At 49.8% G+C, this 22211-nt stretch carries 16 protein-coding genes; all 16 read right to left on the reverse strand.

Annotated features, from left to right (window positions below):
* Positions 1–2: 2 nt before the first annotated feature.
* The 16 genes from FGT79_RS08580 to FGT79_RS08655 all read right to left on the reverse strand — a co-directional run bounded on the left by FGT79_RS08580 (position 3) and on the right by FGT79_RS08655 (position 22002).
* Positions 3–1988 carry a methyl-accepting chemotaxis protein gene (locus tag FGT79_RS08580; protein ID WP_171056135.1) on the reverse strand — a complete coding sequence of 662 codons (1986 nt, stop codon included), beginning with the start codon at positions 1986–1988 and terminating at the stop codon, positions 3–5.
* A 287-nt stretch (positions 1989–2275) separates the two neighbouring features.
* Positions 2276–2929 carry a PepSY domain-containing protein gene (locus FGT79_RS08585; RefSeq protein ID WP_171056136.1) on the reverse strand — a complete coding sequence of 218 codons (654 nt, stop codon included), beginning with the start codon at positions 2927–2929 and terminating at the stop codon, positions 2276–2278.
* Positions 2930–3051: 122 nt separating this feature from the next.
* Positions 3052–3699 carry a PepSY domain-containing protein gene (locus FGT79_RS08590; protein WP_171056137.1) on the reverse strand — a complete coding sequence of 216 codons (648 nt, stop codon included), beginning with the start codon at positions 3697–3699 and terminating at the stop codon, positions 3052–3054.
* 92 nt (positions 3700–3791) lie between these two features.
* The gene (locus FGT79_RS08595; RefSeq protein ID WP_138752271.1) at positions 3792–5153 is read right to left on the reverse strand and encodes a sensor histidine kinase; all 1362 of its coding nucleotides are present in this window, start codon (positions 5151–5153) and stop codon (positions 3792–3794) included.
* The gene (locus FGT79_RS08600; protein ID WP_138752272.1) at positions 5150–5854 is read right to left on the reverse strand and encodes a response regulator transcription factor; all 705 of its coding nucleotides are present in this window, start codon (positions 5852–5854) and stop codon (positions 5150–5152) included. Before FGT79_RS08600 ends, FGT79_RS08595 begins: the two co-directional genes overlap by 4 nt.
* Positions 5855–6023: 169 nt before the next feature.
* On the reverse strand, positions 6024–7388 hold the full coding sequence (locus FGT79_RS08605; RefSeq protein WP_138752273.1) for an ABC transporter substrate-binding protein: 1365 nt from the start codon (positions 7386–7388) through the stop codon (positions 6024–6026).
* A 241-nt stretch (positions 7389–7629) separates the two neighbouring features.
* Entirely contained in the window at positions 7630–8613 is a 984-nt protein-coding gene (locus FGT79_RS08610) for a carbohydrate ABC transporter permease (RefSeq protein ID WP_138752274.1), read from the reverse strand.
* Positions 8610–9503: a carbohydrate ABC transporter permease gene (locus FGT79_RS08615; RefSeq protein ID WP_138752275.1), complete on the reverse strand. Its 894-nt coding sequence runs from the start codon at positions 9501–9503 to the stop codon at positions 8610–8612. The genes FGT79_RS08610 and FGT79_RS08615 overlap by 4 nt, the downstream gene beginning before the upstream one ends.
* Positions 9503–11731: a DUF5696 domain-containing protein gene (locus FGT79_RS08620; RefSeq protein ID WP_138752276.1), complete on the reverse strand. Its 2229-nt coding sequence runs from the start codon at positions 11729–11731 to the stop codon at positions 9503–9505. Before FGT79_RS08620 ends, FGT79_RS08615 begins: the two co-directional genes overlap by 1 nt.
* Positions 11724–13739 (reverse strand): YIP1 family protein, encoded by a 2016-nt coding sequence (locus FGT79_RS08625; protein WP_138752277.1) that lies wholly within the window; start codon positions 13737–13739, stop codon positions 11724–11726. Before FGT79_RS08625 ends, FGT79_RS08620 begins: the two co-directional genes overlap by 8 nt.
* 27 nt (positions 13740–13766) lie before the next feature.
* Entirely contained in the window at positions 13767–14624 is an 858-nt protein-coding gene (locus FGT79_RS08630) for a carbohydrate ABC transporter permease (RefSeq protein ID WP_138752278.1), read from the reverse strand.
* 4 nt (positions 14625–14628) lie between these two features.
* Positions 14629–15603, reverse strand: coding sequence for a carbohydrate ABC transporter permease (locus FGT79_RS08635; RefSeq protein WP_212758532.1), 975 nt, complete (start codon positions 15601–15603; stop codon positions 14629–14631).
* Positions 15600–18566 (reverse strand): extracellular solute-binding protein, encoded by a 2967-nt coding sequence (locus FGT79_RS08640; protein ID WP_138752279.1) that lies wholly within the window; start codon positions 18564–18566, stop codon positions 15600–15602. The genes FGT79_RS08635 and FGT79_RS08640 overlap by 4 nt, the downstream gene beginning before the upstream one ends.
* On the reverse strand, positions 18563–19693 hold the full coding sequence (locus FGT79_RS08645; RefSeq protein WP_138752280.1) for an ABC transporter ATP-binding protein: 1131 nt from the start codon (positions 19691–19693) through the stop codon (positions 18563–18565). The genes FGT79_RS08640 and FGT79_RS08645 overlap by 4 nt, the downstream gene beginning before the upstream one ends.
* Before the next feature lie 213 nt (positions 19694–19906).
* Complete coding sequence (locus FGT79_RS08650) at positions 19907–20746, reverse strand: NAD-dependent epimerase/dehydratase family protein (RefSeq protein WP_138752281.1); 840 nt, start codon at positions 20744–20746, stop codon at positions 19907–19909.
* A gap of 32 nt (positions 20747–20778) precedes the next feature.
* The gene (locus FGT79_RS08655; protein ID WP_138752282.1) at positions 20779–22002 is read right to left on the reverse strand and encodes an enolase C-terminal domain-like protein; all 1224 of its coding nucleotides are present in this window, start codon (positions 22000–22002) and stop codon (positions 20779–20781) included.
* Between the last annotated feature and the right edge of the window lie 209 nt (positions 22003–22211).

Genomic DNA, 22211 nt, shown 5'->3' on the forward strand with positions numbered 1-22211 from the left:
AGCTACTCCAGCTTAAAGCGGCCAATCGATCGCTGCAGCTCCTCAGCAAGTTCACTTACCGATTGAGCAAGCTTCTCTGTCTCGACGGCAAGTTGATTCTGGCGGTTCGTGCCTGCGGCGGATTGTGCGGCATATGTCGATGTATCCTTTGCTACCAAAGCCATAGATTCAACCGATGCGCTAACCTGCTCACTGCCTGCTGCCATCTCTTGCGTGGATGCGGACACGTCTTGCACCTGCGTCGTCACATGACGTGATTCCTGCCAGATCACATCAAAGGATTGTTTTAGTTCATGAATAATGGTCATGCCATGCGTCATTTCCTGCTCCCCGCTATGCACAGCAGTTACCGCTTCTGACGTAGAAGCCAGTACTTGATTAATCGTTTCTGCAATATGTCCGGCATGGGCAGAGGCTTGTTCTGCCAGCTTTCTAATCTCACTGGATACGACGGCAAAGCCGCTTCCATATTCACCAGCGTGCGCAGCCTCGATAGCAGCGTTCAAAGCTAGCAGATTGGTTTGACTGGCTATTGCAGAAATTGTGACTGCCATTTCTTGTATTTGGGCGGATTGTTCATTCAACTGCCCAATTACTTGAGCAACCGTCGAGGTCGCTTCTCCAAGACGCTCCATCTGGGCGACTGCCTGATCCGACTTTTCATTGCCCACCTCCGCAGCATGAAGCATATCGCCTGCCGCCCCTGACATGATCGAAGAGGATGCGGCAATTCTACCAACGCTTGCAGCCATTTCCTCCATGGAGCGTGCAACCTCCACCGCGCCATCTGCTTGATTCTCCGCTCCAATTGCCATTTCATTGACAGAGGCGGCAAGCTGGGACGCGAGCGATTTGCTCTGATGCGAGCCTTCATTCAACTTCACTGCGAATTCTGATACGGAAGTCGAATTACTGCGAATTGTCCGCATTAAGTTTTGCATATGCTCAATAAATCGGTTGACCTCAGCACCTAGCAGCGCTATTTCATCCTTGCCTCTGTTCACTATGCGATAGGTGAGATCAGCTTCACTGGAATTAAGATTTTCAGCCGCTTTTACAATTTCTCTCAGCTTCCTGCCCACCATCATTTGGGATAGGAAAAACAAGATCACAAGAACAACAGCCATCAAGCCTCCGAATTGAAATAGCACCTTCGACCTTTCCGCTGCAATTCGCGCTTCTGCTTTCTCTTTGGACAAGGCTACCCGCACGGCCCCCCAATGCTTACCGTCAATCATAAGCGGATAAGAAACATCCCATGTCTCTACTGTTTTTCCATCTATAATTCGGTCGTACTTCTGCAAATATACGTCGTTCGTGCTCGTATTCATAACTGCGTTGTATCCGGTAAGGTCATTAAATATTCGGTTAGACCGATAGTTTTGGCTAAGGTATCCGGAATCCCCCCAAGCGTCGACCGACTCTTCCCCTTCAACGCTGTATACACCGTTATGCGTAGAGATATAACCTGCGTAGCTAGGATTATCGGAATAAGCAGCAGCCATTGCATAGACCACGTTCTCTTCGTTCAAAAAGCTGTCGATTATACCTTGCCAGCGGTCATCGGTATAGATATCGTATGCGCTGTCATATTTAAGCTCATATTCCGACAGCGGAATGGATTCACCGTTATACAGAACAACCTGCTTTGCTGCATATTCTGCATCTTGAGCCCGCTTCTCAGCTGCTGCTTTGCTTTGTGCATTCACCGTAAGCTCATCATTGAACAGATTGCTTCGAAGCTGCTCCGCAGTCCACTTCGTTCCATCCTGCAAGAATAGGCCAGTATGCATATCCTGTTCCGTCACATGCTCAAGCGTATGAGCTAATGACAAAGCCAGATCACGGCCTCTGTCGAGAAGCCGGTTCTCAACGTCTGTTCGCGTAGTCTTCCATTCATAAACCAATATAACACTAACAATGATGACCAAAGCGACTGCCATTACGAGCATGAATTTATTCGTTAACGAATTCAATCCTAATTTCATCTGCGACATCCCCTAATGCAATTTTATCTATATTAAACCAGCTTACCAAAGGCGAACTGTGATTTAAATCACATAATCAAATATTTCTTATTTTACATATGAAATCGTGACAGTTCTGTAGCATTTTTCCCACTCATAAAAAAACGAAGAACCCCTGAGCCACGATTCAGGGATTCTCAGAGGTTCTATTGTGCTTTAGAAATAAAATGCTGCTCTATCGTATCAAGATCGCTGCAGACATTGACTGACGATACCTCAGGTTATTGTCACGACCTTAGTAAGCGTGTTTAGTCACGATCATCGAAGTCGTCATCGTGGTCATCATCATCTCGATCGTCGTCATAGTCGTTATCGCGGTCGTCATCATAATCTACATCCAATACTTTTCCGCTTGCAGCAGCTATATCTACTTCCGCCGTTCCTGTAGCTGTTCTCAGCTTGACCTCATACTTTTTGATACCATCATCCCAGTCCGTTTCCACTCGAATAACATCGCCCTTCACCTGCTGCTGAGCAATTTTGCCTGCTTCTTCCTTCGTCACAGACTTTGTCGTCGTACTTGTGTTGGTGCTTGCTGTGCTAGTTGAATGAGAAGCAGTTGCGCTATTAGACGCAGCGGCACCGGAGGTTGGAGCAGCCGTCACTCGCGGAGCATCGTCATCATTCTTAATGGACAACACCTTGCCCGTAACAGCTTCTACATGAACATCGACTTCTTGGAACGTATCCTTGCGATCGATATCCACTTCGTAGTAGACGGTGTTTCGGTCACGCTCCAGATCGATATCGGTTACTTTGCCCGGTGCAGCCTTTAATGCAATTTGCTTCGCTTTATCTTTGCTAATATAGGAGCTGGCAGCCTCAGCGGCTACTGCTGCGCTTGTCCCTCCAAGCACGACTACAAGTCCCAATCCAACGATCCAACCTTTTTTATTCATCATTCTCAACATCTCCTTTATGATTCTCTTATTTGCGATTTGCTTGTGTATTTGCTGCTACATCTATACCTTACATCCGCAATCTAAGAGAACCATTACAGAAACATTAGAATTTGATGATAAACCTATTCATCATCGTCACTATCATCATCCCAAGTGACAGATACGACAGCGCCAGATGCCGCATTCAACTGTACGTCTGCTTCACGACCGTCATTCGTTTCAATTTCGACGAAGAAATACCACTTCCCGCCTTCATTTTCCTTATCAATATCCTTCACCTTGCCCGGAATTTTCTGGAGTGCTAATTCAGATGCCTTCTGTTCGGATATAAGAGTGATCGGCTTGCTGGTTGGACGATCCGTCGTTTCTGGAGCTGTAGGTTTTGGTGTTATTTCCGGCTGTTTCGTCTCCGCCGGGGTTGGTGTTGGATTCTGAGTCGGCGCAGGCGACACCGGTTCTGGCGACGTATCTGGACCCTTAACATCGAAACGCTCAAGCGTTCGAATAACCGTAATTCCACCAAGCTCAACCGTCAGCTCATACAAGCCATGTGCCGATTGGAGCTGAATGACGTAACCCTCGCCCTGCTCCTTGCTGCTGACGATTTCCCCCTCATAAAGTCCTTGAACCTCCTGTTCTGCCTCAGCCAGCGTCAGCCCTTGAGAACGATCTGCTCTCGATATGAAAATAAACGTCAAAAGTGCAGCAATAACGCCGATGATAATAACGGCTGCAATTATACGTGGTCGCCATTTCGGATGGTACATCATATCCCTCCAGTCGTTCCTCTCCGTCATATGAACTAGTATAGCCTCTAAAATTAAACGCTTCGGTCCATTCAGTGACAGCATGTCAACAAGCATTATGGAATTCGGATCGTCGCTGTCGTTCCCGTGCCATGAATACTTTCCAGATCAAGCTTTACGCCGAGCGCTTCTGCCAGCTCTTTCCCTAGCGACAGACCGAGCCCTGATCCGCCTGCTGAGTCCTCATCTCTGCTTCGGGATTTATCGACTCGATAGAAACGTTCAAATACTTTCGGGAGCTCGTCTACCGGAATGCCTATGCCATAATCCTTGACACTTATATAACAGTCCTTGCCTGCACGCCCCAATTCAATCTCGATCCTGTCATCACTATATTTTCGAGCATTGTCCAGCAAAATAATAAGAATCTGCTTCAGCTTATCTGCATCGGTATTAATCGTCATTTGGTCTTCCCCATGCAGAACCACTTCAACCTCACGTCCATACACACTCCGAAAAGATGCTGCCGCCTTCTCGGCGAACGGCAACAATTCAAGCAGCTCCCGTTCTATTCTCCACTCACTCCGTGACATGGCAAGCAGAAGCAGCTGTTCCGTCAAAGCTTTCATCCGAATGGCTTCTGAATGAATGGCTTCTATCGATTCCTCCAGCAGCTCCGGCCGATCGCGTAATCTTCTCTTTAGCAGACTGGCGTAGCTTTCAATGATCGTTAACGGCGTCTTCAGCTCATGGGAGGCATTCGAAACGAATTGCTCCTGTCTCCTGAAGCTCTCCTCAAGCAGCCCGATCATTTCATTAAAGGTTTCACCCATCTCCACTAATTCATCACGTGATTTGCCTTCCTGCTCCAGCCTCATGAATTGTCCGCTGCGTGTGATGTGGCTCATCGTCCGCGTCATAGCGGAGATCGGACGCATCACGACCCTGCCGAGCAGCCCGCTGGAAATAAGCACCGGTACAAGAACAGCCGTAGAAACACTGATCAGTACTAGCCGCAATATACGCAGCAGCTCCATCAGCTCCTCAAGGCTCTCGGTAGCCTGCACATTAGCCACATCTCCATTTGCTCCGATGATCGGAATAGACACAAAGCTATAACTCTTGTCTTCAATTTCTAATCGTTTTTGCTGTTGCTCAGCAGCATATACAGCCTTTCGCCGACTTAAATCAGTTTCTGATGCTGAGGTGACAAGTGCGCCGCTGCCATTCATGACCTCAGGAACCAATTGGAGCATGCCGTTCAGCGGCACATAGGCGCGAAGCAGCTCTGTCGTTGCAGCAGAATCTTCTGCTAGACGTAAAGCGGCGGCAGCCTGCTTCGTTTCTGCAGTGAGCTTGTCAAGCTCGCGTTCCAGCATCATTTTCGAGAAAACGGTGTATACTGTCGCATTAGCCATTAACAGCAGCACCGTAAACAACACCGACGAATAAAGATGAATTTTGCTGCCCAGCTTCATGTGGCATCCTTAATACAATAACCGATGCCGCGAACGGTATGGATTAGCTCAGCTCCAAAGCCCTCGTCTACTTTTTTGCGCACATAGCGAATATATACATCTACGACATTCGTATTGCCCGCATAATCGTAGCCCCATACTTCAGTAAGCAATTGGTCGCGACTTAGCACCAGCTTTTTGTTACGCAGCAAATAGGTGAGCAGATCGAACTCACGCAGCGTTAATGCAATCGACTGTCCAGCCCGCTCCACTTCACGCGTACTCACATTAAGTCTTAGATCCGATACGCTCAGCCATTCGCCTTGCTGCTGGTCTCCTGCATCTGTTGTTCGCGACGATAATTGACGGAACGCAGCTCTAATACGGGCAAGCAGTTCTTCCATCTCAAACGGCTTCGTCATATAATCATTGGCTCCGAGATCAAGACCTGTTACTTTATCCGATAAGCTGCTGTTGGCGGTTAACATAATAATAGGCGTATCACTGTCCACTGCGCGTATGCGCTGCAGCAAGTCTAACCCGCTAATGCCTGGTAGCATGACATCCAATATAATAAGCGCAATCCCGCCAGCCTTAAACTCTGCCCATCCCTCAACGCCATCAGGCGCAAGTCTCACTTCATAGCCTTCGCTTTCAAGCTCGATCTGGAGCAGGCGGGCGATTCGCTTCTCGTCCTCTACGACTAATATGGCTTCGTTCAAAAGCTATCCCTCCCGGAATCTCATATCCTTCGTTTAAGCATAACGAAAAGTAGCCCACTCGTCTAATCGGAAGCACTTCAATCGCGCTGCATGCCGTAATAACAAAAACACCCTAAGCGAAGGATGAACCTGCTTAAGGTGTTACGATGACAAGCTTATGGACGAAAAATTATTTCAAAGACTCGCGAACCTCTAGCGTCCGTTGATTCCATTTCTCCGTTTCCGGAATCAGTCGATTAATATCAGCGCCATCAAAAATAATTTCATTCAAAATATTGTTCCAGTTGTACTCGGACCAGGCCGGAATCGTAACACCAGGCTGGATCTTTGCATTTTCCTTCGCAATTTTTACCGCTTCCTTGTTTTTACCTTCCCACATCGGTGTTTCGTCATAATACGCTGTCAGCTCTGGATCGATAACGGAAGCATTAGCACCTTGATCAATTTTCCATTTCTGTGCTTCCTTCGAGAACTGGAAGCTGATCCATAGGAACGCCTCTTCCTTATGCTTCGAACCGCTGAGGAGCGAAAGCGGACCATAGATGCTGTAGCCGGGCTGGCTTACTTTTCCTCTTGGGAAAGGCAGTACATCCCATTCGAATTTGGCATCCTTCTTCAGCCCAGGCAGCACCCAGTCTCCACCGATTGCGAAGCCAGTCTTGCCGTTAATGAATTCTCTTGTTACATCGCCTGTTTCAGCCGCTTTCGCATTGCTCTGCATGGATCCATCCTTCCAGACGAAATCCGATAGCCATCTAACATCGTTCATAACATCAGGTGTATTCAGCAAGCTTTGTGTCAAATCCTCGTTCATGTAATGGATGTTTGCCGCATGGCCATCCGCAATTGCTTTTGTGCTCAGTACGCGCATTTGGAATTCCGGCTGTGTCGTCAAACCGTATTCTCCTGCATCTGGGTCCGTTATCTTCTTAGCAATGTCACGGAAGTCATCGTAGGTCCAATCGTTCGCTGGCATCTCCACGCCATGCTTGGCAAGAAGGTCCTTGTTGACTAGAATCCACATCGGTACGTCTACGAATGGAACCGCAAGCCTCTTGTCTTTGTAAGTCATCGTATCGAAGAAGCCTTCAGGAAGCTGAACATCTTGGAACGTAGGGTCCTTATCGATATACGGCGTGAGATCCTCGACAAGGCCCGCTTGATCGTAAGTAATCAGGTCGCTATCGATCCAAGTTAGATCGGCAGGCGTACCAGCCGCTTCGAGCGATGCGATAATTTCCATAATGGGCTGACTGTTAACCGGTATTTGCTCAATGGTAATCCAAGGATATTTTTCGTTGAATTTTTTGTATAGCTCTGTGTAGGAATCCGACCAAGAAATGAGCTTCAACGTAACGGGCTCCTTGTTTTCTTCAGGCGCTGGCTGGTTATTCGTTGTTGCAGGAGGATCTGTCGCTTCAGCCGTGTTGCTTGGCGCGTTATTGCCCCCATTATTACCTGAGCAAGCTGTAAGAATAACCGAAAACATAAGTACGATACACAGCATCCAAGTAAAGCCGCGTTTGTTTTTCATTGAATTAACCCTCCCCAAAGTTTTGTGAAACAAATACTCATGTAATGAGTATTCAAAGCAAAACTAGCTTCGTAAGCGTTTACTTTGTTTGTGTTACGAGCAAAACTAGCTACGTAAGCATTCACTTTGTTTTGTGTAACAAATACTCATAACCGCGCAAGTGCGCCTTCCCCTCGTTTGCTACCACCATTACCGATACTGCCACGTCGCCGCAGCATCACCTCCCTTGAATGTCTGCTCATTACTCCACAATCCCGGTTCTCTCGATTCCGCTAACGAACCAGCGCTGCAGGAACATAAACACAATAATCGGCGGAAGAATAATGAAAAACGCTGCTGCCATCTTGGTGCTTTCCGTGATCGGATTCACAATGGTGCGTGTATTGCCGAGCAGCGACGGATTCAGCACCTCCTCCAGCATGTCGAGGCGAATAGACAGCGGCGTGAAGCCTTTGGTCAGAAACATCGACGGCTCATAGTACATGTTCCAGTACCAGATAAACGAGAAGAGAAAGACGACAAGACAGGCTGACCTAGCGAGCGGAAGCATAATGCCGAAAAACAATCGCGCCGTCGATGCCCCATCGAGCTTCGCCGCTTCTTCCAAGCTAGGCGGCTGCGCCTTGAAAAACTGCCGGAAAATCAATATGAACAGCGCACCTTTCAAGCCTTGACCGAACAAAGCGGGAATGAGAAAAACAAATAGCGAATTCAATAGCCCAAGCTTGCTGAAGATCACGTACAGCGGAATGATGATGACCTGCGGCGGTATCAAAAAGGTCAAAATAATGAGTGCCGTAAAAAGCCCTTTGAACGGCAATGCCAGCCTTGCCAGTGCATAGCCGGTCATGGCGCAAATAATGACCTGTACGAGCGAGCAAGTAACCGAGATTAGCGCCGTATTGCGAAGCGCCTCTGGATATTGCAGCCCTTTGAGCGCTTTCGAAATGTTCTCCCAGGTAATTTCGCGCGGAATCCATTTCACGGTCGGATCAAGCAGATCGCTCATATTTTTGAACATCGTGCTGACCATGTACAGAATGGGCTGCAAATACAGATAAGCGACAATCGACAGCAGTAAATAAATGACGAGCTTCGCGAGCAAGCCGTCAGAGAGGCTTCGGCCGAGAACAAGCATTTTCGTTTTTTGAGCCCTACGGCCCCATAGCACGCCTCTTATGCTGCGGCTCGCTTTGGAAAGCTCAGACTTCATTGCAGTAATCATGAATGGGCCCTCCTAGTCTTGAGGCTCCGGCTAAACAACCATAATACGAGAGCAATCAGTGCGAAAATAATGCCAAAATAAATCCAGGCGAGCGCACTGGCGTAGCCATAGCCGGTATCGACCTTAAACATGTTGTCTTTGATGTGCTTCAATACCGGATTCAGCGGGAAGGTGAATAGGTCGATAATCGTATACAGCACATTCAAGCTGATGAACGGTACGCAGGCAGGAAGCGTTATTTTCCAAAAGCTGTCCCAAGGAGATGCGCCATCAATGCGGACTGCCTCATAAATCGTTGGCGAAATCGTTTGAAATCCCGCAATGAAGATAAGTATCTGCACGCCTGAATACCATAGAATAAGAATGGCTTTGCCGAGAACCGCCATAACCGTCTCTGCGAATTGCTTGCCTACATATTCCTCGACCAGCGGCTGCAAATTATACTGCTCAAGGAACGGAATATCCCCTGCTCCCTGCAGGAACAGCTCGGAGAGCACCTGCCCTGTTGCGAATATAACGGGCAGGAAGAATAAGGCACGATAAATGAATCTGCCCGGGAATTTCTGATTAAGCATCAATGCAATTAACAGCGCGAATATGACGATAATCGGCACCATGAGCATCATTTCCTGAATATACGTAATCAGCTCGATCGGAAAAACGTTATCCTTGAGGAACGCGTCCCGGTAATTGCGCAGGCCAACCCATTCATACTTAAAGCCGCCGACAGCCACTTGGACTTTATTGAACGACATGAACAAGGACCAGCTGATCGGGATTAGCACGAACATGGCGAAACCGATGATCCACGGCAGCATGAACAGCAGTCCCATGCCGTAGCCTTTCCAGAGATAGAGGCGCGCTGCGCGTCCCTTTGCTTTGGCTTGCATTATGCGCCTCCCCCCTTCTCTACCGTGAATCGATTCGTGCTGTAATCGACGATAACGCGAGTACCGTCCTCATATACCGTCGCGAACCTCGATTCCGACAGCTTCTCATGATCCTTGATGGTTTGTGAGAAAACATGCGCAAGGGAATCGAAATCCGCATATTCCTTCCGAATACGCTCTGTCCACTTCTCATACTTGCTGCTGAATAAGTAGCTCGCTGAGGTATATTTCAGTGTTCTGGAATCCTCATGCGTCAGAAAGAAGGAAGGTATCGCGCCGTACTCAATGGCCTTCAAGAACTCGGCCTCGACATCATTGCGCAAATTCCCGTCGCCGAACGAATAAGAAACGTAGCCATGCAGCGCAATTGGATAAAAGGGTACGGTCTCGTCAACCATGAAATCGTAGCTGGATTCCGATGGAAGCAACGCGATATAGTCCGTTTGTCCGACTGCATAATCATTCCCGCGGTACACGGCTGCTGAGCCGAGCGTCTTCTGCGTATAGGCGAGCAAACCATCATACACGCTAATCGTATCCTCGCGGGTGGAGATGCCGGATGGGTCATAATCATGGAATACCATTTCGCCGAGGTAGTTGTACAACAGACCCGATACACCCATTTCTTTCAGCTTGTCAATGGTCTGGTAAGCCATTGCAACGGTTCGCGCCGGCTTGCTGATGAACCATCCCTCATCGATGAATACCGTCTCATCAATACCCCGAATGCCGTTCGACTTGCCGGATAAATCAGAGTTCTCCGAATCAATCCAGACGAAATCGTCTTCGAACAGCACAGCGATGTCCTTCCCTTTCATCTCAGCAATGAAATCCTTCGCTGCCGCTTCTCCGCCAAGTGATTCCTCGATCGGGAAACGGTCATACAGATCGTATTCACCTTGATTCTGCCAGCCGTAATAGACGACTTTCATGTTAGCGATGCCCTGCTCACGAAGGCTGTTTACGATCCGAGTCGCCTGCGCAAAGGTGGTTGCCGTCATATATTTGATTTTGCCGAAAGCTTCCGTATAGCTGCCGCCCATGATTTTCAAATATAGCGGCGTGTGCTCCACAGGCTTCAGCTTTTCCTTCAGCCTGCCTGTTTCCGTCAAATAATCGCGGTAGGCCGTTGCCATCCCGACATAATCAGCGTTCTCATCATTCAGGAATCGATATTCGATCTCCCTGTCCGTTTGCAGCCGCTGCTTCTGCACAGCTTTCAGCGGCGCCGCAAGACGACTCATCCGGTACAAATATTCCTCGCGGTAAATTTGATTGGTGTAGACGTTGTACAAGCCGGACTTTAATCCTGGAGGCATTGCCGCGATATTAGCCGAAGCGCCTCCCTTGGTAAGCACAGCCATAAACGCATTGCTGCCTCGCTTCATTCCGAACACGGGATACGCGATATTTTCCCGCCGCTCACCTGAACGGCTCCAGTTCCCCGTATTCGTCAATTCAAGGCCATATACCTGATGGATGTAGCCTCTCGATACTCCTGCACGTTCACGATCGAAGCGAATCAGTCCGCCTGGGCCATCAGGTACGAAAATATAACCTTCATCTTCCGTTGATGCTGCCCCGAAGTAAGGAAGCAGATCGACCGTAAACACCGAATACTCGCCATCCTCCTTGATGCCCGCGCTCGGAATCCGCGCTTTCAGCCCCTGTGGCGTAAGCTCATATTGAATCGTTAATCCCAGCTGCTTTTCGGTGAAAACATAACTGACCTGCAAGCCGCTGCCGTTTCTGATTAGCGTGGTTTGAACTTTCGGGTCTCCAGCGTTCAGCACCTCGCGAATCGTCTGATCCTTTCCTTGCGTCCGAACGTAAGTCAATACAAACGGAGATTTCAGATTAGCCAGCAGTACCCCCTTCACTGTTTCTGCGCTGAGCTGCTCCTCTGTAGGATTGCTGCTCCATCTGAATCCGGTTCGTTTGTCTACTAAGGCGATTTGTGTGCTGACGGAGTTGATATAAAGGGTAAAATGATCGTTTTGCAAGGCTTCGGCGAAGCCATCGTTCCCCGCCTGTGGCTTCCAAGCTTCCCCTTCATATAAAGGAGCCAAGCTGTCGGCAGGCTCCTCAATTCCGGCAAGCTCCATCGCCCTCACAGACGACAGTTCATTGCCCTGTAGAAGGGCAATAGCCGTTACGATGGCAAGTAGAAGGAATAGAATTGCGACAAGCTTTACCCGAAGGGAAGTGCGCTTGATGAACTCAACCATAGAAGGTTACCTCCTTGTAGAGCTGATAGAAGAAATCGTACAAATTGTAAGATAAGCCGAATACGAGGAACGCAAACAGCCATATCGTTCCGATCGTGAATACGGTAATCGCGATATTTTTGAGCGTCTCCAGAAAGTCAAAGTTATGGATGACCTGCGTCATGACGATGAGCATAACGCCCATCCATAGAAACATGAGCGTATTCAACGAATCGACGATAACACGCTCGTCTAGCGTGACCAGATTAGACAGCAGCAACGTCGGAATGGAGAAGAACAAATACGGTGCAAGCGCATACGTGCTCCCTTGAATGACCTCCCTGAATTTCCCCTCGCCGTCCTTCACGCTGCAAACGAGATAATTCGCGATAATCCACGTCAGCCATGGAACTGCGAATAGACCGAGACTTCCCCACACATTAATTTGCGACAGCTCCACCGGGTTGAAGAGAAAGCCCGTCAGATAAATCGTCGCGAGCTTCACCGCAATAACCGCTGCAAGAATGAAAGCCACAATCCAGAGCGAGACCTTCGCTTCCTTCAGCTTGTAGAAGCCTTGATAAGGATGAAGCATAACGAACCATAAGTTGCGCAGATCGCGAGTCGTACGCTCCCAGGATTCGGGTAACGGGCTTAGGATTAGCTGTTTTCGGATCGCTCTGCCGCCAAACCTCACAAGTAGCAGCAGTACAACCGCCCCTGCAACGAGCCACACAAAATGCTTTTGCAAATAATCAAGCCTGATTTCCCAAAAAGCCTTGGAATAGCCTTTCGTATCGAAGGCCGTCTTCAGAAAGGACAATGCTGCTTCATCATTATTTTCATGCAAGTAGACTTTGCCGAGTCCCTGAAAGACGCCGTTGTACATATCGTTGCGGGCATAGACACGATCCCAATAAGGCTCGCTTTGCTCGTATTTGCCTGCCAAATAAAACGTGAGTGCCTGCATGACGTCATTCCCAAACTCTGTTCGAGTGAATTTGTGGATCGTTCCCGTCCGACTGTCCGAAATCCATACGCCAAACTTCGAATCTACGCCAATGCTAGTCGGAAATCCGAGCACGCCGTATTGCTGCGTTTCGTTGTCGATGAAGCCGAAGGCGAAGAGCGCTTCCGCATTCTGGTCATAAATGTTGACACGGCCCGAGTCCATATCCACGTTATACAAGAAACCGTTCGAGTCGCTGGCAACATCAACGATGCCATGCCCATTCACGAGCGTTTTGTTCTTGAAGGCATCAACGCCTCCTGCGTTCAGCTTGCGGATCGCACCTTGCCCGAAGCCTGCCGCTGTTGCCGTGAAAATAAATCCGTCTGAATCGAGTGCGACGTTAGAGATCGGACGAGGCAGACTCGCCAGCTCCTTTGCCAGCTGTTCTTTGTTAAGAACGAGCTTCTTCAGCCAGTTAAGCACGGTTTGCTGCGCTTTATTGGCGCCGAAGTAGCCCATAAACTCGCCTTCCTCGTTCATGCGCAGCAAGCCCTGATAAGAGGAATTTAGACTGACGTACATGACCCCTCGGCGATCAACGACCAGCTTAACAGGGACAAAATGCTCCGTCTCCAGAAAGGATGACGCAGGCTTCTTGTAATCGCGGATGAACTTGCCGTCCGCGCCGAACACGGCAATACGCTGATTACCCGAATCCGCCACGTAGATTAAACCATCTGGTGTTACGAACAAACCCTCGGGCGCGCTAAGCATGCTTTCTCCCTCTTCTGCACCGATGGAGAGCAGAAGTTCACCCTCTGGACTGAGCACAGCGATTGTATTCGCTCCTTTGTCCGCGACATATACCTTGTCGTCTGCTCCTACCTGCAGGTCAACCGGCTCTGAGAATCGCGGACTTCTTGTTTCTGCCGGGGCATACACCGGCTGAATACGGAGCCATGCCGATTGATTGCTGTCATAGTAAGAGGTGCGGTAAGGGAGCTCCGCATAAATGGCTTCCGGCGCGGCAAGCATACAGGTCGCCGCAAGAAGCAGGAATAGTAGAAATCTCTTCATCGTTACGACTTCCTTTGCTTAATGGAATTACTTGATGCCGGAATGAACCATCGTCTCCAGCACTCTTCGCTGGAAGAGCAGGAAGATGATCAGGTTGGGCACGAACATGAGCAATCCGGCTGCTGCAGCCATGTTCTGACCCGCTACGCTGTTCTGGAGTCCGCTCAGCAAGCTGTTGACATAGAAGGCGAGCGTTCTCATCGTTTCCTCCTGCATGAACAGCGTCGAGGTTTCCACGTCGCCCCACACGCCTTGAAAAGTGAAGATCGAGATCGTTGCGATAGCTGGCGTGGACAGCGGCAGAACGATTTTGGCAAATATACCTAAGTGGCTTGCACCATCAATCTTAGCTGCCTCCAGCAGCTCGCCTGGAATTTGCGAAATAAAGCCGACGAGCATAAACACTGCGATCGGAGAAGCCAGTGCGGGCAAAATATGACCGAAATACGTATTGTTGATGCCTAAGCCGCTTATGATCAAATACCGAGGTATGCCCACCGTCTCCGGCGCGAACATCAAGGATAAAGTAATTAGCGCTAGGATCAGCTGCTTGAAATGGAATTGATATTTGGCAAGCACATAGCCAGCCATCGTGCTCACGATAATAACGGTGCCAAGCGTCAAACCCGCTACGATGAGACTGTTGAACAAATACCTCGTGAACGGGACAGTTGCATTCGACGCATGAAGAATGAGCGACTCGAAATTGCGCATCGTCGGATTCTGAACGAGAAACCGCGGCGGGAATAGGAACAGCTCATTTTGCGGCTTGAACGCATGGTTGAGAATGAAGATGATCGGCAGCGACATGAATGCGGCAAGCGCAGTAAAGATAGTTACCAGCATGACTTGGAACGGCGTTACACTGCGTAATTTCCGAAGCATCGTTTTACAGCTCCTCCTTTGATCCGAACAGTCGGTAAGCGAATCTCATGGCGAAGTAGCTGAAAATAAGCAGCATGACCGAGACCGCAGAAGCATAACCAAGCTCGAAGCGGATAAAAGCGTAATCGTCGATATGGTTGATGATCAAATGCCCTGAGTAAGACGGCGTAATCGCCATGCCCGTGAGTTGCGTCGAGATGCCGCCCGCCTTCAGCGTTCCGACAATCGACATAACCGCGCTGAACAGCATCTGTGGCTTCATTGACGGAATGGTAATGTAGAAAACCTCTTGCAGCCGACTGGAAATGCCGTCGATTCGCCCTGCCTCATACAGCTCCCGATTAACCGTCTGAAGACCAGCCAGCATCGCGAGAAAGCCCACACTGAAGCTTACCCATAGCGACACGATGATCATAATATTGAGCAAATACTTCGGGTCCTGAAGCCAGATGACAGGACTGTCAATCCAGCCCATGCCAAGCAGGAAGTTGTTGAAATAACCGACGCGGTCACCGCTGAAGGCGGCAATCCAAACGACCGACAAAGCCACTCCTCCCGCCATCGAAGGGGCATAGAACGCAAGCGTGTAATAATCGCGAATGCGGATCGGCAGCTGGTGAATAAGCCATGCGAACACAAAAGCCAGAATGTACCCGCCAGGCCCTACGATCAGCGCGAACAGAAACGTATTCGGAATCGCCTTGGTCAGAAAAACAATATCCTGCGTGAACAGACTGATATAATTGGCAACCCCGATAAAATGCAGGGAGCCGAAGCCGTCATAGGACGTAAAGCCAAGCGTCGCTGCCATAACAACCGGAATAACGATAAAGAGCAGGAAGCAAATAAGGAAAGGCGCAAGAAACAGATAACAAAAGGCGTCGCGCCGTATTTCTCTCCAGAACCGGTTCCACTTCGCCCGTATGGCCGGAGATTTTGGCTTCGTCCGCTCTAGACTGGGAGCAAGCTGCGTATTCATTTCTGCGGTACCTCCCATTCATAGGGTTTCGTAATTTGCGGAATGTCGAGGTCATCGCCGGGCTTTATGCCGAAGTTGTTTTGCCTCCGGTCCATCTCTCGCTGCAGTGACAGCTGTGCCTGCTCCAGCGACTCCTGTGCCGGAATGCCCTCCATTACGGTTCGGTTCCATGCAAATTCCATCTCGCGCGTTAGGAAATAATAGCCGGGCACATAAGGCATGTTCTTCGCCCACCTAGCCTGCTCTTGAAGCGCAGCCAAATCCTCGCTCGGCCAGGTTAATGCTTTCATCGCTTCCGTGTTGGCGGTATTCCAGCGGAATTCAATACCATAGAAGGATTCAACATCCTTTGCGTATTGCGACTGCACCTCCTCGGATGTCCACCATTCGAGAAACTTCCAAGCATCGTCCTTCCGCTCGCTTTTCTTCATCATCATCGCAGCAGAGATCCCTTGCGGCGACCATCTTGCTACCTCGCCATCCCCTTGCTTCACGCCTGGAAGCGGCGCAATTTTCCAATGCCCCGTTATTTCCGGAGCAGCAACCAGCAGCTGTACATACGTATTGAAATCCGAGATCCCAATCGGTATATCACCGTCACGGAAATGCTGGAAAAATGCCGGGATATCAATAGGCAGATTATATTTGCGGTATAGCTCCGTCCAGCGGTTGAATGCCTGCTGACCGGCATCACTGGACAGCGTTCCCTTCAAACCATCCGGCGTATAAGGCTCTGCCCCATTTTGGAAATAAAGGGTGGAGAAGTCGCTCTTCGGATAGTTCATGGTCATGCCGTTTTCTTGAAGCGTCGGCAGTATGTCGAATACATCCTCCCAGGTGTCCGGCGCCTTAAGATGCAATCCCTCCAAAATATCGGTCCGATAGAAAAGCATCTGGAAGTTCTGAACCTCCGGCAATCCATAAATGCCGCCGTCATAGCTAAGGGAACGGCTGACACCGGGGATAAACCGATCAAAAACAGCTTCGAAACCCGGAAATCCAGAAAGCTCCTGCGCGGCATCCCTCATCGCGAAGTCCGCTGGCGTCGATTCGCCTACGCCAAGCGCGATATCCGGAACATCGCCCGCGGCGTTGCCGAGAATGAGCATATTAGGATTCGTCATAAGGTTAATGTTGACCTCAATACCCGTCCGCGGCGTGAAATCCTGATCGACCATCTCGCGCAGCAGCTCGACGTAATCACGCCCGCGCTGAACCCAAATCGTGAGCGCTTCTTTGCGGTTATGCTTGCGCGTATCGTAATCCATATAGAAGGAACGTCCGAAATCGGCGATCGAATAAGGGATTCGAGACAAAGTGCTCGCTGTTTTTAGACCCGTCTCCGCTTTCGGCGTGCGAACGACAATGTAGTCGAGCATCAGAGGCTGCTGCGTCAATGTCGCCATCCAGGTTCCGATATTATTCTGAATCGTTGAGAAATCATTGATTTTATTCGGTATTTCGTTAACATCCTCGAGCATTTTTTCAAGAATCGCGACGGAGCCTTTGATCGCTTCCGCCAAATCAGAATCCTTTTTGTTCAACCCGTTTATATAAGTGCGTATATCCGTCAGTTGGTTTACAAAGCCTGCCATCTTCTGCTCGACATCCGGTTCAAGCCTGCGCATATCCCATGTCCGCGTTGCATCGGTATTGGCATCAAAGCCCGACTTGCTGTAATTGCCCGTCAACAGCCGAATATGGCGATCGAATGCGGCCAATTGGCCAAGCGTTTCCTTTAACGCTAAATAGACTGGCTGCACCATCGAGGAGTCGACCGTCATTCGCAGCGTGTGTGCACCTTTTTCCAAATAGAAGCGAAATGGCGTTTCTGCCTCATCGGCAAGCGTATCGATAATAAATTCCTTTTCTGTCGGTATGCCGTAATGCAGCAGCTCTTGGAAAGGTATTTTACCGTCAATCGCAATGGTCCGATAAGCCTCGAAGCCGTTTCGATAGTTTTGGAACGTTTTGAGATCGATTTCATACCAGCCGTCATCCGGCACATTGAACGCCCATTCCACCCATTCTCCCGGCAGCCGCCAGCGTTGCCCGCCAAGCACGTTATAAGTGATGCGCCCCTTAGGATCAGGCGAAATGAATGGCTCCGACCAAAAATCTGTTTGAATCGCTAAGCTCGATTTCTGCTTGAACTGCTCCGCTTCAATGATGCTGTACCAGCCGGATCTATCTGATTGATCTGTTTGATTGGCTACAACTGGATGTAAGCGCTTGTAGCTTTCATAGTCAGGTATAGCCGTCTTCGGCTTGAAGGCGATGGCACGAAGTGCCACCGGCTCTCTTATGCCAACCAACCGCAAGCGGTGCTCGCCCTGCTCCAGATGATACAGGAGCGGCTCCGATGACGCCGAAAGCACGCCTGCTGCCTTCGCGCTCCAGCCCTCCAGCTCTTGCTGTGGAGGTCTAATCTGCTGACCGATTTCATTGCGGTCATAAGGAAATTTCGAATCCTTCCACAGACGTTCAAGCTCAATCCGACCCGATTCGACGAATGGATATTGTCCATCAATTTGGACGCCGCGAACGACAGAAGCATTCCCGCCCGCAAGTGGCTTGTAATCGAGATGCAGCTCATACCAGCCAGACTTAGGCGCTTCGAATGTCCATTCGATCCAGCCCTTCTCATTCTCCCAGCGGATAGCGGCTTGCTCCTCTGCATCCGTATGAAGGAGCGATTCATCCGACGCACCTGTATAGTCCGCAGGTGTAATCGTTATCGGCGGCAACGCTGCATCTACCGCTGCTGCTTCCGGGTGCTCAAGCATCAGCTTCGCATAAGGCAGCTCCGCCTGCTTGCTCTCGAAGGATAGCAGCTTCTCCGCACTGACCGAAGTCGCATGCAGGACCGGTTCATCTGCCGTTATCCAGCGCAAGCCTGTGAAGAGGAGCGCCAGCGCTAGAATCAATCGAAGCAAGGTGCTCAGCATCCTCATCCTCTTCATGCTTCGTTTCCTCCAGCAGCCAGTGATACGCCGGTTTCTTCATCGAAAAAGTGAACCTTATTCATGTTAAAGCCGATGACCAGCTTTTCTTCCTTCTCAAATACGGTTTCTGGCTCCGTTCGCCCAATCACCGTTTTGTCGCCTACTTTGACATAAACGTATGAGTCCGCGCCCGTAACCTCCGTCATTTCGACAAAGCAGCGGGAAAATTCATCCTCAAGCAACTCCGCTTTCTCGCGCTCCAGCAGCACATGCTCCGGGCGTACGCCCATCACGCAATTACGAAGCGAGCCCGGCTTAGCCGTGAAGTGACGGTGATACCGTTCGGGAACGAGGAGCTTTAAGCGTTTGTTAAGGAAATAGTAGCTTCCATTCTCCCGCACAAGGCTTCCTGCCAAAAAATTCATTTGTGGAGATCCGATAAATCCTGCCACAAACAGGTTAGCCGGCTCATCATAGAGCTGACGCGGCGGCGCGACCTGCTGAATAATGCCATCCTTCATCACGACGATTCTCGTCCCCATCGTCATTGCTTCCACCTGGTCATGCGTCACGTAAACCATCGTCCGCTTCAAATCGCTCTGAAGCTTAATAATTTCTGCCCGTGTTTGGGCGCGCAGCTTCGCGTCGAGATTGGACAGCGGCTCATCCATCAGGAACACCTGCGGTTCCCTGGCAATCGCACGCCCAAGTGCTACCCGCTGCTTTTGTCCACCCGACAGCTGACTAGGCTTGCGCTCCAGCAGATGGGAAATTTCCAATATTTTGGCGACGCGATTTACCCGCAGCTCGATCTCATGCTTCGCGGTTTTGCGAAGCTTCAGCCCGAGCGCGATATTCTCATATACAGACAGATTGGGATATAGGGCATAATTCTGAAAAACCATCGCAATGTCCCGATCTTTCGGCGAGACGTAATTGACAAACTTCTCATCGATATACAAGTCGCCTTCGGTAATTTCCTCTAGACCTGCGAGCATTCTTAGTGTCGTCGATTTGCCACACCCTGACGGACCGACAAGTACCAGAAACTCTCCTTCCTCAATCGAAAGGTGGAAATCGTTGACCGCCGGACGCGACTCCCCTTTGTAGTGCTTGTAGACATGGCTGAACGTAATGCTTCCCACCCACACTCACCTCTCGCTTTAGTTTTTCTTCCTCTTGCTACCTTTAATGTTAACGCATCGCGCTTGCGGCAAATATGAGGCTATATTTTCTTTTGCAGTCAAAATTTAGCCTGAATGATCAAAATTCAGTCATCACTTACCAGATGAAAGTAAGCGCTTACGTATATGCTCAGTTTCTCCGGCTAGCTGCTCAATCGTGCACAAGTCTAATCTTCAATCCTCGACGTCAGCCCAAGAATGCTTCGGCCGCCAGTCAAGCACATCCTGCGCCAACTGATTGCTCACAATGGATGCTCGCCCTTCGAAGGAGCTGCGAAGATCTACAACCTCCGGAAAAAATCGCTCAAGCAGCTTCGTTGTTCCCCAATCGCTCAGCGTATCATTGCTCGTAATATTGAGACTGATCGCCCCGCGGTCCTCAACTTCCAATGCTGCAATACAAGCGCTTACAGCATCACGAATATCAATATAGCTCCACATGATATTTTTGAATGCTTCCGGTTTTTTGATCGAAAGATGCTTGTAATCGCCGGGTTTCGTTATCATAGAGAAGCGCAGCGAGATCGTCTGCAATCCGTTTCTGCGATCGAACATCTCAGCGGTCAGCTCGTTCACCACCTTAGATAATCCATAGCATTCCTGCGGCTGCTTGGGATGCTCCTCATCCAGCGGCAGGTAATCCGGATTAAAGGGCTGCGGCGCCCAAGCGAAGCCATAAGAGGATTCGCTCGAGCCCATAACAACCTTGCGAATACCAAGAATCGATGCCGCTTCCAAAATATGATAGCCAGCAACCGTATTGTTCGCGAATATATACGGTGCTGTGTAGAGGAGCGGAGCCGGAATAGCCGCCAAATGGATAATGGCATCTGCACCGTGAAGCGCAGCTACGACCTGTCCGAAATCACTCATCTCCACCTTCACCTGCTTGCAGCGCAGCTCAGTCGAGCGCTGGTTGTCCAGTGACACAACCTGATAACCTTCCTGCTGCAGTGATTGAATAACCGCGAATCCAAGCTTGCCGCTCCCACCCGTTACTGCAATGGTCTTCATACTGAATAGCCCCTTTCGTATCACACTCATCGTTACGGACGTACCAAGGTGCCGTCCGCCTTACGGTCTAGCTGATAAGGATTATGATAGGCTGATCGCTTCCAATCTTCACCGACGAGCAGTTGCGCTTTCAATTCATCCAGCTCAATTCCTAGACCCGGCTTGTTAGAAGGATACAGGTATCCGCCCTTCCTAACGACATGTCCTTCGAAGGCATCCAGCTCCTCTGGCTGGAAGTGATTGACCTCTTGAATACCGAAATTCCAGATCGCCATATCCAAATGAACGGCTGCCGCTTGATTGACCGGGTCGTTCTCCCCACCCTCCTGCCAAGCTGTTCGCACGCCGAAGGCTTCACATAATGCAGCTATTTTGCGGCATGCACTAATGCCGCCAGCCTTGGAGACGCGAACGCGAATGAAGTCAATAAGACGCTCCTTAACAAGCTCTGTCCACTCCTGCGGATTAACGAACAGCTCGCCTACCGCCTGCGGTGTCGCGCTTTGCTGACGTAGCTGCCGGTACCAACCGATCTGCTCGGGAGCGAGGGCATCCTCCAGAAAAAATAAACCGTACGGCTCGACGCGCTTCGCCAGCTGAATCGCATGAATCGGAGAGAGATGCTCATGCACATCATGCGTGAACTGGATGTCCATGCCGAATGTTAGCCGAAGCTGCTCGAACATAGCCGGTATGGCATTCAAATAGGCATGCTCATCAAAGACAGGGCCACTCGTCCACGGCCGCTCGGGAAGATTCGCTTTGCCTGCGTCAATGAAGCCGCCTCCCCCGTACCCGCCCATTTGAACCCGGATGACCGAATAACCTTCCTCCATATAACGCTGTACATCTTCCTTCAGCTCGCTAATATCCGAACCACCCGCATGCCCGTAACAGGCAACTGCAGCACGGCTCGCTCCACCCAGAAGCTGATAGATGGGCAATCCCGCTTCCTTGCCTTTAATATCCCATAAAGCCATATCGATACCGCCGATTGCGGTATGCAGAATCGCTCCGTTTCTCCAGTAGCCGCTCATATACATCGTCTGCCATAAATCTTCAATATTAGCAGCATCCTTGCCGATCAGCAGCGGCGCAAGCAATTGCTCAATAACCTGCACCACTGCCTCAGGATTGTAGACATCAGAAGCTGATCCGATCCCGTAAAGACCGTCTTGATCCGTCTGCACCTTCACAATCGTCCAAGTGCCGTTTTTACGCGTGCGTATGCAGGAAATTCCCGTTATTTTCGCCATGACTTCACCATCCTCATCTCGTATCAGGTATAGTGTAAGCGAATGCTGAAGCGTTCCAAATGAGGCATCCTTAAACTTTCTGTCCTATTATTAGCCACTTCGATTTAAAGTCACTGTTACGCCATTTCAAAGCCCCTTAATATACAAAAAGCAGCCTTGGACCGATATCGTCCTTGGCTGCCGATGAAGAGAAAGTTACGCTTGCCGTA

The organism is Paenibacillus sinopodophylli (genome assembly GCF_005930355.1).
In the GTDB taxonomy this organism is placed as follows: domain Bacteria; phylum Bacillota; class Bacilli; order Paenibacillales; family Paenibacillaceae; genus Pristimantibacillus; species Pristimantibacillus sinopodophylli.